General features: G+C 33.0%; 18 protein-coding genes, 1 tRNA gene and 1 riboswitch. Of the genes, 5 read left to right on the top strand and 14 right to left on the bottom strand.

Annotation, left to right across the window (positions count from 1 at the left end; translation table 11 throughout):
- From QVO42_RS02200 to QVO42_RS02190, 3 genes are all read right to left on the bottom strand, one after another.
- Window positions 1–456: DUF6664 family protein (locus QVO42_RS02200; RefSeq protein WP_288163607.1), on the bottom strand; the 456-nt coding region annotated here is incomplete at its 3' end.
- 272 nt (window positions 457–728) lie between these two features.
- Complete coding sequence (locus tag QVO42_RS02195) at window positions 729–908, bottom strand: hypothetical protein (protein ID WP_022424555.1); 180 nt, start codon at window positions 906–908, stop codon at window positions 729–731.
- Between the two features lie 2 nt (window positions 909–910).
- Complete coding sequence (locus tag QVO42_RS02190) at window positions 911–1,600, bottom strand: carboxymuconolactone decarboxylase family protein (protein WP_022424554.1); 690 nt, start codon at window positions 1,598–1,600, stop codon at window positions 911–913.
- A gap of 102 nt (window positions 1,601–1,702) precedes the next feature.
- Between QVO42_RS02190 and QVO42_RS02185 the strand changes: the two genes are divergently transcribed.
- Window positions 1,703–2,569 carry a LysR family transcriptional regulator gene (locus QVO42_RS02185; RefSeq protein WP_022424553.1) on the top strand — a complete coding sequence of 289 codons (867 nt, stop codon included), beginning with the start codon at window positions 1,703–1,705 and terminating at the stop codon, window positions 2,567–2,569.
- A 173-nt stretch (window positions 2,570–2,742) separates the two neighbouring features.
- Window positions 2,743–3,648 carry an Abi family protein gene (locus QVO42_RS02180; protein ID WP_022424552.1) on the top strand — a complete coding sequence of 302 codons (906 nt, stop codon included), beginning with the start codon at window positions 2,743–2,745 and terminating at the stop codon, window positions 3,646–3,648.
- A gap of 125 nt (window positions 3,649–3,773) precedes the next feature.
- Here the strand turns inward: QVO42_RS02180 and QVO42_RS02175 are convergent, their stop codons facing one another.
- Window positions 3,774–4,190, bottom strand: coding sequence for a hypothetical protein (locus QVO42_RS02175; RefSeq protein WP_022424551.1), 417 nt, complete (start codon window positions 4,188–4,190; stop codon window positions 3,774–3,776).
- Between the two features lie 102 nt (window positions 4,191–4,292).
- On the opposite strand from QVO42_RS02175, the gene QVO42_RS02170 reads away from it, so the two are divergent.
- Window positions 4,293–5,489, top strand: coding sequence for an O-antigen ligase family protein (locus QVO42_RS02170; protein ID WP_022424550.1), 1,197 nt, complete (start codon window positions 4,293–4,295; stop codon window positions 5,487–5,489).
- A 38-nt stretch (window positions 5,490–5,527) separates the two neighbouring features.
- Window positions 5,528–6,784 (top strand): L-cysteine desulfidase family protein, encoded by a 1,257-nt coding sequence (locus tag QVO42_RS02165; protein ID WP_022424549.1) that lies wholly within the window; start codon window positions 5,528–5,530, stop codon window positions 6,782–6,784.
- A gap of 25 nt (window positions 6,785–6,809) precedes the next feature.
- Here QVO42_RS02165 and QVO42_RS02160 read toward each other — a convergent pair whose 3' ends face one another.
- The 4 genes from QVO42_RS02160 to QVO42_RS02145 form a co-directional block, all read right to left on the bottom strand.
- The gene (locus QVO42_RS02160; protein WP_022424548.1) at window positions 6,810–7,562 is read right to left on the bottom strand and encodes a ChbG/HpnK family deacetylase; all 753 of its coding nucleotides are present in this window, start codon (window positions 7,560–7,562) and stop codon (window positions 6,810–6,812) included.
- Window positions 7,563–7,934: 372 nt separating this feature from the next.
- The gene (locus QVO42_RS02155) at window positions 7,935–8,237 is read right to left on the bottom strand and encodes a type II toxin-antitoxin system RelB/DinJ family antitoxin (protein ID WP_022424546.1); all 303 of its coding nucleotides are present in this window, start codon (window positions 8,235–8,237) and stop codon (window positions 7,935–7,937) included.
- A gap of 290 nt (window positions 8,238–8,527) precedes the next feature.
- A riboswitch (M-box (ykoK) riboswitch) is annotated at window positions 8,528–8,683 on the bottom strand.
- Window positions 8,684–8,745: 62 nt separating this feature from the next.
- Window positions 8,746–8,821: transfer RNA gene (locus QVO42_RS02150), tRNA-Thr, on the bottom strand.
- Between the two features lie 311 nt (window positions 8,822–9,132).
- A complete protein-coding gene (locus tag QVO42_RS02145; RefSeq protein ID WP_022424545.1) occupies window positions 9,133–9,747 on the bottom strand; it encodes a hypothetical protein in 615 nt (204 codons plus the stop codon).
- A 93-nt stretch (window positions 9,748–9,840) separates the two neighbouring features.
- Here QVO42_RS02145 and QVO42_RS02140 point away from each other — a divergent pair, with 93 nt between their 5' ends.
- The gene (locus tag QVO42_RS02140; RefSeq protein ID WP_022424544.1) at window positions 9,841–10,038 is read left to right on the top strand and encodes a hypothetical protein; all 198 of its coding nucleotides are present in this window, start codon (window positions 9,841–9,843) and stop codon (window positions 10,036–10,038) included.
- Window positions 10,039–10,050: 12 nt separating this feature from the next.
- On the opposite strand, the gene mscL is transcribed toward QVO42_RS02140, so the two are convergent.
- From mscL to QVO42_RS02110, 6 genes are all read right to left on the bottom strand, one after another.
- The gene (mscL, locus tag QVO42_RS02135) at window positions 10,051–10,446 is read right to left on the bottom strand and encodes a large conductance mechanosensitive channel protein MscL (protein WP_022424543.1); all 396 of its coding nucleotides are present in this window, start codon (window positions 10,444–10,446) and stop codon (window positions 10,051–10,053) included.
- 23 nt (window positions 10,447–10,469) lie between these two features.
- On the bottom strand, window positions 10,470–11,450 hold the full coding sequence (locus QVO42_RS02130) for an SseB family protein (RefSeq protein ID WP_022424542.1): 981 nt from the start codon (window positions 11,448–11,450) through the stop codon (window positions 10,470–10,472).
- Window positions 11,451–11,454: 4 nt separating this feature from the next.
- Window positions 11,455–12,420: an SseB family protein gene (locus QVO42_RS02125; RefSeq protein ID WP_022424541.1), complete on the bottom strand. Its 966-nt coding sequence runs from the start codon at window positions 12,418–12,420 to the stop codon at window positions 11,455–11,457.
- A gap of 13 nt (window positions 12,421–12,433) precedes the next feature.
- Window positions 12,434–13,396: an SseB family protein gene (locus QVO42_RS02120; protein WP_022424540.1), complete on the bottom strand. Its 963-nt coding sequence runs from the start codon at window positions 13,394–13,396 to the stop codon at window positions 12,434–12,436.
- A gap of 64 nt (window positions 13,397–13,460) precedes the next feature.
- Window positions 13,461–14,114, bottom strand: coding sequence for an HAD family hydrolase (locus QVO42_RS02115; RefSeq protein ID WP_022424539.1), 654 nt, complete (start codon window positions 14,112–14,114; stop codon window positions 13,461–13,463).
- A 162-nt stretch (window positions 14,115–14,276) separates the two neighbouring features.
- Window positions 14,277–14,849: a hypothetical protein gene (locus QVO42_RS02110; RefSeq protein ID WP_022424538.1), complete on the bottom strand. Its 573-nt coding sequence runs from the start codon at window positions 14,847–14,849 to the stop codon at window positions 14,277–14,279.
- Window positions 14,850–15,362: the final 513 nt, after the last annotated feature.

Raw genomic sequence — 15,362 nt, 5'->3', positions numbered from 1 at the left:
TTTCGATATTTTTTCAAGCATTCCCTGGTACACTGTATTTTCTTTCAGCTGATCTTCAACCTCATCAATCCAGGTATCCAGCAGCAACTCCAGCAGTTTCTTTGTGTCACCGTCATCATTTCCCAATATTGCTTTTTTAATTTTTCCAAGCATTGCTCCATAGGAGATCATTTGAGCCTGTCCCATATAAAAATGGTACTGTTCTTCTATCATTTCCTTTTCGCTTTCCAGTCGGAAATATTGATGCACTGCCTTATGCTCTTCTGTCGTTAGACTGATTGCCTGATTCGACTCCATAAATGTTTCTATTACTGGATACCTCTCTGTAAGTTCCAGTATTTTATTTTGCAGTCTCTGGTATTCCGCATCATGCTTTTTCAGATAGGTGCAAACCTGTTCTCCTATCCGTATCCCCAAGCATTGCTCATTCCAGATGATATCTGGCTGTGTTGTCATATCGGTGTCTCCCTTCTGTGTAGTTTTCCTGTTCCAAGCACAAGACTATACCACACTTCTGGGAGAAAGCTATTCACCAAACCTACTGAAATCTCCTGGCAGATCCTGTGCAACCTATCCCTTTTCCCACAAAAAAACTGGTATGAAAGACTCCTTGTTCTCTCATACCAGCTATCTATTTCTTATTTAACTGAATACACATTCTTTTCTATTCTCTGTGTATCCTGTACTTATTTATGGCAAAAATCAGACTACAGACACGCTATACACTCTTATGCTACATAATCCAGTTTACTGCATCCTGGTTCAAAAGTAACATTAGAAATATTTACTTCTTGATTATTAATAGAATAGAGATAACTATTACCTACAAAATACTTAGCATATGCAGTATTCAATTCACCAATAGGATAAGGACTCTGTTTCTTGATATCTTCTAAAGTATAATTCATGATTATTTCTCCATTTCATGTATACATCTGATCGCATTTAAAGTACGTGGATAACCAATATAAGGCATGCAGTTAGAAATCACGTTAAGGAGATAATGTGCATCATTACCTACATGGAAGTTTCCACCAATATGAGATTTTAATTGTGGTTCAGTGCCGAGTGCTGCTAGATAACAGAATGTAATCATTTCTCTTTGTGCTCCAGTGAGTCCTATTCTTGTATAGTTATCACCAAAACAGTTACCTGCGAGCCATCTCTTGATATGGCGTTCTTCTTCAGGACCACTTGTTTGGAATCCTCTCATATGTTCACCAAAGAGTTCACATTGTTTTTCATTACCAAGTTCTATACGATTGTCTTTATTTGTGGTAGATGCGCTCTTTAATGGTTTATTCACATGTTTATTCATAATAGTGAGGAATGGATAAACCATCCCAATACCAAGATAAGCCACGGCTTGATAAAGGACTTCCTGGATTTCATCAGCTGTGAGATATTTCAATAAATCATCCAACATATCCTTAAATAAATCATGAGCTTTTGTACCTACAAGTACTGCAGTAATAGATAAGTATCTACTCTTATCATCTAAAGTGGTATCATTGATTACTTCTTCACCTATAAAATGTGAATAAAAGTCATAAAATTCTGGATCTTTGTCTTTAAAGTTTTCCATAAATGTATATTTCATAGTCTTCACCTCTATGTCTATTTTATTAATAATAAGTAGAAAAGTACAATGCCAGTTTTGTATTATGCTATAATGTGGGTGCATAGTGAGGAGGAATATTACATGATTGAAATTGGACAAGTCGAACAATTATTAGCTGTTTCTAAATATGGAACATTATCTAAAGCGGCTGAAGCATTACATATCTCTCAGCCAGCTCTTTCTCGTGCCATGCAGAAGCTTGAAGAAGAACTGCAAGTTCCTATTTTTGACCGTGAAAAGAATCGTATTACTTTAAATGCGACTGGTAAAGTTGCTGTTGATTATGCACAGAAGGTATTATTTTCTGCAAATGATATGATTGCTCGTGTACGTGAATATGATCGTATGACTCATACAATTAGTATTGGATCATGCGCACCTGCACCTTTATGGGACTTAGTACCTTATGCTAGTAAGATATATGAAGATATGGCTATTTCTTCAGAAATAAAAATGCCAGATATCTTATTATCTGGTTTAGAGAATGATTTATATACAGCTGTTGTATTAAATAAAATTCCTGATAGTAAAGAATTATATTATGAGTTGTATGATACAGAAACATTATATTTCTCATTAGCACCTGATCATCCTCTTGCTGATAGTAAAGCATTATTCTTTAAGAATCTAGATGGTCAGACAATGCTTTTGTATTCTAGAACTGGTGTATGGTATCCAATGCATTTAGAAACACAGCCTCATACTCATTTTATTCTTCAGGATAATAGAGAAGTATTTATGGATCTGACTCAGAATTCTACTCTTCCTACATTTATTTCTAATTTATCTATAGAAAGAGATGGCAAGCCAGATAATAGAAAGATTATTCCAATCATAGATAAAGAAGCGACTAATAGTTTCTATCTTGTATGTAAGAAAAAGAATAAGAAACTATTAGAACCACTTTATCGTGCTGTAGAAAAAAGATTAGAAAAGAAAAAGAAGTAATAAAAGATATATCATGAAATTCAAAAATTCAATGTAAAACAATATGTCAAAAATTCAATGTAAAACAATATTGACAGCAGCAACTAAAACTGTATAATGTACTTAACAGAACCCACCACGCCTCTGATTTTCATGCGCAACCCGGTGGGACTTTTTTATTTATGAGGTGCTCTATGTATCAATATTCAAAACAAATATTAACAATAGCGCAACAAGTTCAATCTTATAAAAATGCTGGAATGTTGATTACATCACATAGTGATGTAGAAAAAGCATTAAAATCAATTGGATTTTATCGTTTGCGTGGATATTCATTTCACTTATATGATAATTCTTCAAAAAAGTATGTTCCAGGAACAAAATTTGAAGATATTTTAAATTTGTACAAATTTGATCAGCAATTATCTTCCTTAATTTTTTCAATGATATCAAAAATTGAGGTAGCTTTAAGAGTACGTTTAGTAGATGCTCTACTTATAATACATAACGATCCACTTATTCTGCATGATTCATCGATTTTTAAACAGAAGCAATTATATTGGAATAATATGTCTGCAATAGCGTCACAAATTGCACGTTCCAATGATGTGTTTATCAAACATAATTTTGACAAACACGATGGAGAAGTACCAGTATGGGCCGTTGTTGAAGTTCTTTCATTTGGTACACTATCGAAGATAATAAAGAATTTAAAAACCGGTATAGGAAGTTCATATTCTATCCTAGCGAGTAATTACCAATACAAATCAAAAAAAGGAAATTCAGTAAATCCATCACAAAAAATGCTTACTTCATGGATACAGGGAGTTTCAGTATTGCGTAATATATGTGCTCATAATTCCAGAATTTATAATCGAACAATAAATACGACACCAGAAATCCTAGATGCAGATAAAATTACGCCCAAGCCAACACATAATGGTTTATATCAAATCTTACTAGCAATGAAGTATCTTCGTTCATCCGATGAAGAATGGACAATATTTGTAGATGATTTAGATGAACTCATCCAGAATAATAAAGTCAATCTCTCAGCAATGAATTTTCCCTCAGATTGGAAAACACATTTAAGTATATAAGTATCACAAAATTCTTAAAATAGTTAGACTTCCAAAGAAGTATCAATCTAATCATTTCATTCAATATGGGGCAAAATATTCCATCCTATACAGAAAAAGAAGTAGTTATTAAAAACTACTTCTTTTTAGAATCCTAGATAACCTAGAATAGCACTGACATAGAATAAGATACCTGCAACGATTAATAAATAGTTAGACCAAGTGTTTTTCTTCTTTAAATAGAATGTATTCGCCTGTTCCCCTAAATAAATAGGATATTCCTGTCCTTTTACATAATCTTTTTCAATCTTTTCTACTTTAAATTCCTGGATAGATGCCTGGTTATACTTCTTTGTACCATAAGAATACTGGAAGATAGGACGACAATATAAGTTATTGACTTTCTTATAACCGTGGTAAATTCCTTTAATTTCTCTTTTATCTTTCTTAAAGAAGATTTCATAGATTCCATAAGCCATGAGTAATGTTCCTAAAATAATAGATAGGATAATCATGAATGGAGATCCTGATTTAAAAGAGAAGAATGAAGTGTTCATATTCATATATTCTACCTCCATAGAGTATTCTACCAATATTTCGTGAGTAAACAATATTTTTTTTGATTTTTCGTGTATAATATAGAATGTAATTAAAGGGGGGGTCTCATGGATATTATTAAAAACTTAAAGTCACGTTTTGATTCTGTGCAATGTGATTTTCTTATTGCGATTGCCGCAATATTCCTTCCTTTCTATATTACTGTAGTGATTCATGCAATTATATTCTTTAAATGGATCAAACAGGGTGAAGTAAAGAAAGGTTATGAAGAAACAAAACGAAGCAAATATATTATTTTCTTCTCAGCACTTATTTTCTTAACAAGTGTCTTTTACCAGAACTGGCCAGGAGCTGGTGTATCATTAGGTTATTTAATGTTATATAGTATGACACTTGTATATAGACGTCATGCAAGTGAAGAACTATTTGATACAATGTTGAATATAGTGATTGGTTTAAGTGTATTTGCAGCTGTATGGGCTATTATTGAATATATCTACATCTTAAGACAGTTTGATCTTGAGGGATGGTATTTGGTTGTATTTAATGCACCACAGTATCGTACAAATGCGATGTTCTTTAATGCGAACTACTATGCAATGATGATTGAGTTCTTTGTGGCTATTTGCTTCTATAAGTTCTTGAAGTATACTCATAATCATGGATTTATGGATCATATTAAAGAAATAGTGATTATTGGTTTAATTACATTACTTAACTTATTCTGTCTATATTTAACAGGATGTCGTACTGCATGGCCTGCACTTGCTGGTGGTCTTGCGATTATGTTGTTGTTTAATCGTAATTACAAGAGTTTTGGTGGTATTTGTGCTGTAGGTGCAGCGGGTGTTGGTTTCTTTATTGCGAAACCTCAATATATTCCACGTATGAGCAATATTGTGAAGTACTTAGGGGTAAGAAAACATATCTGGGAAGTTGCTATTCAGAACATTAAGACACATTTCTTATTTGGTGAAGGTCCTATGACATACTGGCATATTTATGCACAATATAGTGGGCATCCTACACAGCATTCACATAATATCTTTATTGATCCTGTTTTATGTTTTGGGATTATAGGATTATTGGTGATCGCACCGTTCTTCATTGAAAATATTAAACGTTTATATCGCTTATTAAGAACTAAGTGTAACCCTACTCTTGTTGCTTTAATTGTAGGCTATATTGTGATGATTTATATTCATGGATTACTTGATTATACAATCTTCTTTGTGTCAACTGGATTCTTATTTGCAATGATAGTAAGCAGCTTTGACATTTATAGAAAAGAAATTGATCAATAAGGCAATGATTCATTGCCTTTTTAATAAGGAGAAAAAGAATGGATAAAAAACTTTATGAGACTTATGTAAGAATCTTAAACAAGGAACTCGTAACTGCCATGGGATGTACAGAACCTATCGCAATTGCGTATGCAGGAAGTCTCGCAAGAAAGACATTAGGTGGTATGCCAAATAAGATATTAATTGAAGTCAGTGGTAACATCATCAAGAATGTTAAGAGTGTTATTGTGCCTCATACTCATGGAAATAAAGGTATTGAAACAGCTGCCTGTATTGGGATTACAGGCGGAGATGCAGAAGCAGAATTAGAGGTTATTAGTCATGTGAAGGAAGAAGATATTGTTGCGATGACTGAACTTATGAATAGTGCTTCTATTAAAGTACAGCCTTTAGAATCCCCTTATTCTTTAGATATTCGTTTAACTGTATCAAATGATGAACATGAAGCAATGGTACATATTGCGGGAACACATACACATATTATAGAAATGACAAAAGATAATGAAACTATTGTATGTGGAGAAGCATTAAAACAGACTATTGATGAAGATTATCTCACTCTTACTATGCATGATATTTATACTTTTGCGAAAGAAGTAGAGATTGATGATGTAAAAGAGTTATTAGATCAGATGATTGCATGTAATACTGCCATTGCACAAGAAGGAATGCATGGTGATTATGGGGCTAATATTGGTAAGGTGATTGCGATTAGAAAAGATTTACCAAGTCTATTAAAGGCCTATGCAGCAGCTGGTAGTGATGCAAGAATGAATGGTTGTGAACTACCTGTAGTGATTAATTCTGGTAGTGGTAACCAAGGATTAACTGTATCCGTACCTCTTATTGTTTATGCAGAAAGAGAACATTTAGATAAAGAGAAGTTATATCGTGCTCTTGTGATTTCTAACTTAACAGCCATTCATTTAAAGACTGAGATTGGTCGTTTATCTGCTTTCTGTGGTGCAGTGAGTGCGGGTGCTGCATGTGGTGCAGGACTTGCTTATTTAAAGGATGCAAGTGAAGAAGTGATGAATCATACAATCGTGAATGCCTTAGCTATTACTTCTGGTATTATCTGTGATGGTGCTAAAGCAAGCTGTGCTGCAAAGATTGCGGTCAGTGTAGAAGCTGGTATTCTAGGTTATGATATGTATATGAACGGTCAGCAGTTCTATGGTGGAGATGGTATTATTTCTAAGGGTATAGAAAATACAATCCACAACATCGGTGTATTAGGAAGTCAGGGTATGGCTTCTACTGACCAGGAAATTATTAAAATCATGTGTGAATAGTAAAAGCTGCCGATTGTGGCAGCTTTTAGTGTCCTATTTCGTCATATGTATATAAGTGTATATCATGTTCTTTAAGATACTCTTTGAGTTCTTCTGAACATAACATCTCTGCTTCTTTTGTACGATCAAGAGTGAGAGAAGAAGTACGTAGTATTTGTGCATCTAGATATCCTGGATGACAAACTAATAAATCACAACCATCATCATGTGCATTCTCTACCATTTCTTTAAAAGATTTAAAAGGATCATAGCCTTCCTTCATACTCTCCATATGCATATAGAGTTTTTCTCCTGCCAGATCAACAGGTGTCCCATCAAAAGAAATATCATTGAACTTTAGATTGTGTCTTTTCGCAACAATTTCAATACCTTTTAATAGATTATCACTGGCTACTGCATGAGCTTCAAAATAAGAAGGTTCAAGATGAGTTATCTCTTTAAATCTTTTATATTGTGCTTCTATTTCTATAATTGCTTCTTCTAGTACTACAAAGTCTTCTTTACTTTGTCTATATGTTCTACTTGACTTAAATTGTCCATTCCCATCTACAAGACTTGGAATAAGTTTTGAATCACTGATAGGAGTACCAATACATACATTGGTATGCTGTCCTAAACAGATATCTAAATCCTTTACAAGTTCATAGCCTTCTACAGAATCAGGCATATTCACCATAAAACCAATATTCTTAATCACACCATTTTTTACTGTATCATATATACCATAATTCACACCTCGGCTGTAACCTAAATCATCAGCACGTACCATAATCTTCATAACAAATCCTCCTAAATAAAAATGATCCTGGTTATCATACTTATTATATATATACAATACATAATAAGATCATACCGCCAGGATCACTTCTTTCTATATATAGTTTACCTTATAGTGTAAGCGTTGTCAATTAAGACAAATAAAAAACCAAGTGCACTGCCACCTGGTCTAAACGCAATATATTTCCGCGACTAGACGAATATTATTGCGTTTTTATTATATGTGATATTCTTCTTTTATGCAAGAGAAAGAGCTGTAACGAATAGCTAACGAATAGAGAAAGAGCTGTAACGAATAGATAGTTCTGATTCCATAATGCCGATTCTCTCAGCCAATGCTTCATTTGTAATCTCAACCGTGTAGTGTTTCATATCAATGATTCTCCCTGAATTTAGCGAACGCTTCCGTTGCATTTTGCACTCTTCCTGCATCTATATCATTGTAACCTTTTTCCAATTTCTGATGGATTTCTTCTGTTGTCATGCCATCTGTATGAATCGATACTGGTGCATTTGGTAAAGAAACAGAAAATGGAATTCCACCTGTAAGAGAAATTTGATTCAAATACATATCAATCGCTGTTGACATAGGAACACCTAACTGAGACAATACTTTTTCTGCCCTCTCTTTGACGACTGGGTTTACTCTTAAATTTAGTGTTGCTGTTTTTCCCATAATCACACCTCCTTGTTTCTTATATGGTAACGCTATTTCTCACATGTATCTACTTTAAAATTAAGGAATCTATACTCTTGTATTTTAGTCATTTATATTCCTTTACAAAATGTATTTTTTGTTGTTTTACTCCACCTGATTCTTTACTCTTTTTAATATTGATATCTACAGTTGGAGTCACATCAGATAAGGACACTTTTCTATAAGAAACAATTGTTCCATCTGATAATTATGCAATAGTTAGCTTTCAAACAAAAAACCATATACCCAATCGGATATATGGTCCTGTATCTTATGTTCCGTTTGGGCTTTAGTTCTAAAGGGCAATGTAACTACAATAGTCTACGCCTTAACGACATAGACTGTTCAAACCAGCGAATGATGTCTCCATCATTTTGCGGCAGCAGTCCGTATCCCCGAAGTAACCTCACTTATCGATTTCATATATATTTTAAAATACCTACTACTCATCCACAATAGACAAAATATATAACTTTGACAAAATAAATGGTGCCGACTGCAGGAATCGAACCTGTGACCTACGCGTTACGAGTGCGTTGCTCTACCTACTGAGCTAAGTCGGCATCTAACTATAGTATAGTCTTCTTCTATTTTAATACAAGTAAAAACCACTGGAGGAGAGCCAGTGGTTCTAAAAAACAATTTAATACAATTAGAAGGGAGTTTTATTTATGAATCGTAAACAGGACGCTTTTATTATTAGGGAGTGGCCCTCTTTACAGTTATTAATATAGTCTTAGTATATGAACTAAGTATGAACAAAAACAAAAAAAGATCTGACTCCCTATTTCAGACCTTTCCAAGAGCTATTCTAATCGTAATACGACTCCCACAGTCATATTAGCATACTTTTTCTATTACAACAATATTTTTGTTACGCTTTGTTTTCCATATCCTTTATTTTTTCAATAAAAGCAGGATCATATTTCTTTCTTAGGCTCTTTCCAGCAATATAGTTTGGAGAAGTTATTAGGGGACCATACTTTAACTGGATGCAGGCATCTAGATATAAGCCAAATATAGATGAAATATAACTATATGACTTGTTTAATGCATAAATATGGTAGAGGTTTAAATCATTGAAAATGGATTTATCTGCCACAATACAGGCTACTAGTTTAGAACCTTCATAAATAGGATATACGTAACCTGTTTCTAATCCAACTCTATACATCTTATATTTAACACCGTCATACTTTAATACAAAGTAACCTGATTGAGATGTAAAGCCTGTTTTCTGATAGATTACACCTAGACTTTCTTCTTCAAATAACATTCCATATTTCTTATGTCCTACCTTATCCCATTCAGGTTTTATTTTGTCAGGATCATAGATTAATGAGAATTTACGTGAGAGAAAATTACCTTGAATTTCTCCTCCCTGATTAAACTGTTTAGGTAAAGAGGCTCCACCAAGTTTATTATTTCCTTTTGCGATTTCGTAATCTATATTAAAAGTAGATAGGATTTGGTTTAAGTCTATTATCATAATGAGTTCACTCCTTTCCCATATTTTAACATTATTATTCGCTTTTAAAAAGAGTTCATTATGTATATAATTAATTAGAAAGAGGTGAAGTGTATGGCTATTAAAGTAAAAGCAAAAGATGCAGATACTCTAGAGGAAGAACTAGAAGAATGGTCATTAGGTGTCAATCTTGTAAATACAGCACCTACTCAAACAAAAGAAACCGTCACTTTTAGTACAGACCAAATAAAAAAAGATAAGTCTAAAAGAACAACTTATCTTAATGATGATCTAGAAGATCCTTCTTTATAAGCACTTAGGTGCTTATTTTTTTTCTTTTAAAAGATCTCTGATTTCTTCTAATAATACAATGTCTTCTGGCTTTGGTGCAGGTGCTGCTTTTTCTTCTTCCTTCTTACGGAAACTCACGACCTTATTAATCGCTTTAATACAGATAAAGATACAGAAAGCCATTAATAAGAAGTTAATGAGGTTAGAAAGGAATGATCCATACTTGATATTAATATTATTAATCTTAAGAGTTAATTCTGTAATATCAGATGGAATCTTAATGATTGCAGATAATACAGGCATGATAATATCCTGTACAAGAGATGTGACAACAGCAGTAATAGCAGTACCTAGAATGACACCGACAGCCATATCAATAACATTGCCTTTAAATGCGAATTCTTTGAATTCGTTCCATAGCTTTTTCATGTTGTATCTCCCCAATATTTAGTTTATGCAGCAGGTGTTTCGTCTTCTTCCTGATGACCGCTTATAGCCTTAATGAATTCCTTGCCGATAACAAATGCCTGATCAAATGGATTGATTAATAAAGCGTCATATTCTCCAGCACCGAAGAATGTAGCAATATGCTGATTAAATGGACGACATTCGCTGATTAATACCTGTCCTTCCTTTAATTCAACATTATCTTTGATTCCCCATTTATCAATCTGTTCATTAGATGTAAAGAGTGGGAAATAGCTTAATTCATTACCTTCATCATCTTCTGCAGATAATGAAGGAATAATCATAGATGCATCCTTTTTTAATTCATATGTGCCATCTGGTAAAGTAACTAAATCTGATTTATTCACAATCGTCATTAATGCAAGACATGAGCGTTCAACTACATCTTCCATAAGTGATTGGAATTTATCTTTTTCTTCTTCACCTTGCGCTTCCATATATTCATCATATAACCAAGAGAACTCCATATTACCTGGTACTCTATGACCAATTGTTTCATGATGGTCTACACCATCGTTTTCTTCAACGCCCATATTACTTAATGTATCTCTACCTAGAGTAAATGCATCTGTTTCTGGATCAATAACCATGCCATAGATTTCATCATCACCTGTATTAAATAATTCATTCAATAAGAATTCATAGTCTACTTCTACTAATGCATTATGACGATCTGGGAAATCAGAATCTTCTAGAATAGAAGAGTTCTGTGCATTTTCTACAGTAGTATAAATTGCATACCATTCATCTCCGTCATCATCACATACTGTCTGTAAGAAGAATGAATCTTCATCATCATCGTCTACAGAAATATATGTAAGGAATGTAGAAGCCTTTAATGTATGCATTAAATCATCTTCTAGTTTAGTGGCAGTAAAAGAAGCTTCTCCATATTTACCACAGCTTTCTTTCCATTCTTTATCAGTTGTTTCTACTGGTGTTGTGTTTAATAATGGTTTACTCATTCTTTTACTCCTCCCCTTCTATTAATCCCATTGTAGTTAGGATTTCTTTTGTAAGTACAATATTATCTGTGAATGGATTAATAACGAGTGCATCAAAGGCTTCACCATTATTAAGTCCTCCTAGATGAGTAACAAGATCAGCAGTCAGTAGCATAGATTTTCTTTCTTCATCTTCAGCATTCCAGCCATCTAATGTTTCAATATCTTCCTGTGATGTAAAGAGTGGAACAATATTAGCCTGATCACCATTATCTTCACTTGATAACATTCTAATCGCAAAATCTGCATCTGATCTAGCAATGTATGTATTACCATCTTCTACTACTAAATCTTCTTTTCTTACCATAATAGGTAATGCGAATAAAGCATCATCAAATGCTTCCATCATATGAGTAAAGATTTCAGCTTTCTTATCATCATCTTCAGTATTCTGGAAAATCTTCCAAAATTCTTTAATAAAGATATTTGCAGGAGTAATGTTACCTAAATCTTCTGTATGATCTAAACCATTACATAAACGTTTAGAAATCTGTACTAATTCTTCTCTTGTAAGAATATAGTCATCACTAAATGGGTTAATCACAATACCATCAATTTGATTACCATCAGCAAATGTAAGTTCTTTTGCTAGGAAAGCATAGTTGACTTCTACTGCTTCTACTTTTCTTCCTGGCATTGATGTTTCAGGTTTCGCAAGACTGCTTTTTAATTCTTTTAATGAAGTATAAACAGAAATAAAATTCTTACTTCCATCCTGTGGTGAGATAGTAAAGAATGAATGATCATATTCTAAATTTTCACCACTTTCTGGTAGATTCATATAACCATAATAATGTGATTCTGTTAGGTTCTTAAGGAATGCTTTGTAGGCTGCTTCTTTGTCATCCTGAGCTTGTTTCCATGCATCAAGGGAGTCAGTCCATCTTGATGTAGTAAATGCTTGAGCATCTTTTAAAGGTTTGTAATTCAACTTGTTTTCCTCCTTAGTTGATAGTTTCTTTATTATAAAACATTTCATCTAACATGTCTTTAGAAAACCCTAGATGATCTGTAAAAGGATTAATGAGAATACCACAAAATGCATCACTAGAAAAGAGTATATCTCTGTATGAATCAAATGACTGACATGTAATAATCATTTCCATGTCTGGTTCATCATGATCAAGATTCATTCTTTTAATATCATTTAATCCTGTAAATAAACTAATATAGAGTTTATTAGGATCAGCATGAGAACACATAAGTGGTTTGATATAAATATCAGCACCTGTATGCATTGCAAGTTCTCCTGTCTTATTTGTATATAAGTCTTTCTTATTTACAAGTACTGGACAGGCAAAGACCCCATCCTCCATAAGGTCTTCTACACTTTCTTTTAATAACTCTTTTATATGAGGATCTTTACCATTAGAATGATAGATCTTCATATTCTTTCTAAACTTTAAATTAGCTGGCACAAGACTTGGTAAGTCTTTATGATGATTGATCCCTATTGTTGTATTGTGTCCTATACAGTTTAATAGTTTTTCATCAGCTATCAGCTTTTGTGAGAAAGGATTAATCACTAAACCATTCAACCCTTCTGTACGCATATATATCTCTTCTAAGAGACGTTTATAGGATGCTACCATTATTTCTACCTGGTAGCCTTCTTGTGGTTCTGGAAGGTCTATATAGTCTGTTATTTCCTTTATATTTGTGAAAGCAGGTAAATAGGATTGTTGTTGCTCATTAGATACAGAAATGATTTCATAATCGGAATTATCATTGTTTAATGGTCTTTGAACCATTACAAGATAATCTGAATGAGATATTAAATAATGAAAATGTTCTGTAATATCTGTATTTAAATTATAGTCCTGATACCAAAGGTTAAAGAAATCATTCCATTCTTCATCATCAGGATAATATTGTGGTGATACAATACTTAAACCATTGTAATCCATTAAAAAACCTCCTTCCTTCTCTATTGTACCATGTTAGAGATAATAAGAGGTTTGTATTCTTCAATTATTTGATTAAATCTAGTACTTTCAGAAGATTTTCTTTTACGCAAAGTAGATGAGGTTGTGTCATATCACTAATATCTACTAAATCAGGTACTCCAATAACATCTATACCTGCAGCATCTGCCGCAATAATACCATTTCTAGAATCTTCTAGAATGAATGTTTCTTCTTTCTTAAGCTTGTATAGTTCTATAGCTTTATTGAATATTTCTGGATTTGGTTTAGCACGAGTGACATGATCACCACATACAAACTTATCAAAGTACTTGTCTAAACCTGCAGACTTGAGAGAGAATAGTACATCTGGTTCAAAAGTAGAACTAGTAAGGACCAATGTATAACCATTATCTTTTAGATATGTTAATAGTTCATGAGCTCCTTTTTTAACTGGCATAGGGTTTGTTTCTAAGTATTTTCTTGTTCCTTTGATCTTGTCATCTCTGAAACGAGTAAAGTAGTATCTATTACCTGTAAGTTTTTCTAGTATTTCTTGTGATGCCAGGCCATTTGAACCAATTGATCTATAGGCAGCTTCTGGATTAAATGGCTCATTATGACTAGCAAATACTTTTTCCCACATCTTGATTCCTAAAGCTTCACTATCTATGAGCAGTCCATCCATATCAAATAATACATTCTTCTTATTTTCCAACATTCTGTAATTCCTCCATATCAATACTGTATCATTATATAGTGAGATTGGGTATATGTAAAATAATTATTGATAGCGATTACAGTTTGTGCTATAATAATAAACGAAAAGAAAAGCAAAAAAAAAAGACTTGAATATTCCCCCATTCGAGTCTTTTTTTTGCGTTTAATTTACTTTTTTTGATGCCTGCATGTATTCTTTTTGACACTTCTCAACGAATTGGGCAGCCATTGTAGTTGTATAATGTTCTGTTTCTTTGATGTACTCATCGACATATACATCTGTATGATGATTAAAGGAATGTAAGAAGCCACTTAGGAGCTTTGTTAACTCATTGTAGTAATTAATGCCATCTTGTTCAGGCATCATTCCAGTCATCAAAGAGTAGTAAAGACAAAAGTTAACAGAACCAGGACGATTAGATGTCATAGCATCTATACCATACCAAATTGGATTCTCATCTATTGTATATGGTCCGTTTTCCATCATAGTATATACTTCTTCTGGATCAAAGGGTATGTGTGCTTCTTCGTAGAAATTGTCTAAGAGTTTAATTTGATGTTCTCTAGAGAGGGTACTGTGAGAAACGATTTGATAACTTATTCCTAAACAGTAGGTTTCGAAGCAGTCTAACGCCTTGATGTTTTTGAAGAGTTGTTTGTACATACTACTGTCTTTTACATTAAGATAGAGTTCGTTGAGTTTGCGTTTAAATGCGTGGAATTCAGATAGTTTCATAGTTGTTTACCCCTTTCCAATAATTATTATACTGATTGATTTATTGATTTCAAGAAATCAAAAAGTGTATAAATTCAAGAGGAAAACAGCTCTATTCAAGTAACTGATATCACATCACTATAGCATTCAACTCACCAATGATCATACTCAATAAATAAGAATAACATCCATAATAACACAACTATAAAATTATGAATTTTTGCGAGAATACGAACAGAAGTTATAATACAAGACACCGTTAAGATAAAAATGAAAAACAAAAATGCAATTCCACACTATTCTAGCGTATCTTACATTCTTATTTTATCATTAGCATAAATAACACAACACTAAAACTTCATCAACGAAAGTTGGAAAAATTTTAATTCAGTTCAAAATTACACAACCCTAAAACCTTTTAACCTTGATTGACATACCGCTATTAGTTTTAATTCAGTTCAAAATTACACAACCCTAAAACCGTCGCGCTCTTGCTTGCTCTAACCTTTCAGTTTTAATTCAGTTCAAAATTAC

Origin of the sequence: Catenibacterium sp. CAG:290 (genome assembly GCF_000437715.1) — a bacterium.
GTDB lineage: Bacteria > Bacillota_I > Bacilli_A > Erysipelotrichales > Coprobacillaceae > Catenibacterium > Catenibacterium mitsuoka_A.
The sequence above is the reverse complement of the archived record's forward strand: the minus strand, read 5'-3'. Positions and strand labels throughout refer to the sequence as shown.

Bases quoted from the DNA above. Each gene is read 5' to 3' on its own strand.
- QVO42_RS02175 (WP_022424551.1), bottom strand. From the start codon at position 4,190: ATGAATATGAACACTTCATTCTTCTCTTTTAAATCAGGATCTCCATTC.
- QVO42_RS02160 (WP_022424548.1), bottom strand. From the start codon at position 7,562: ATGAAGATTATGGTACGTGCTGATGATTTAGGTTACAGCCGAGGTGTG.
- mscL (WP_022424543.1), bottom strand. From the start codon at position 10,446: ATGAAAAAGCTATGGAACGAATTCAAAGAATTCGCATTTAAAGGCAAT.
- QVO42_RS02170 (WP_022424550.1), top strand. From the start codon at position 4,293: ATGGATATTATTAAAAACTTAAAGTCACGTTTTGATTCTGTGCAATGT.
- QVO42_RS02145 (WP_022424545.1), bottom strand. From the start codon at position 9,747: ATGATAATAGACTTAAACCAAATCCTATCTACTTTTAATATAGATTAC.
- QVO42_RS02120 (WP_022424540.1), bottom strand. From the start codon at position 13,396: ATGGATTACAATGGTTTAAGTATTGTATCACCACAATATTATCCTGAT.
- QVO42_RS02190 (WP_022424554.1), bottom strand. From the start codon at position 1,600: ATGAAATATACATTTATGGAAAACTTTAAAGACAAAGATCCAGAATTT.
- QVO42_RS02130 (WP_022424542.1), bottom strand. From the start codon at position 11,450: ATGAGTAAACCATTATTAAACACAACACCAGTAGAAACAACTGATAAA.
- QVO42_RS02185 (WP_022424553.1), top strand. From the start codon at position 1,703: ATGATTGAAATTGGACAAGTCGAACAATTATTAGCTGTTTCTAAATAT.
- QVO42_RS02165 (WP_022424549.1), top strand. From the start codon at position 5,528: ATGGATAAAAAACTTTATGAGACTTATGTAAGAATCTTAAACAAGGAA.
- QVO42_RS02195 (WP_022424555.1), bottom strand. From the start codon at position 908: ATGAATTATACTTTAGAAGATATCAAGAAACAGAGTCCTTATCCTATT.
- QVO42_RS02140 (WP_022424544.1), top strand. From the start codon at position 9,841: ATGGCTATTAAAGTAAAAGCAAAAGATGCAGATACTCTAGAGGAAGAA.
- QVO42_RS02115 (WP_022424539.1), bottom strand. From the start codon at position 14,114: ATGTTGGAAAATAAGAAGAATGTATTATTTGATATGGATGGACTGCTC.
- QVO42_RS02110 (WP_022424538.1), bottom strand. From the start codon at position 14,849: ATGAAACTATCTGAATTCCACGCATTTAAACGCAAACTCAACGAACTC.
- QVO42_RS02180 (WP_022424552.1), top strand. From the start codon at position 2,743: ATGTATCAATATTCAAAACAAATATTAACAATAGCGCAACAAGTTCAA.
- QVO42_RS02155 (WP_022424546.1), bottom strand. From the start codon at position 8,237: ATGGGAAAAACAGCAACACTAAATTTAAGAGTAAACCCAGTCGTCAAA.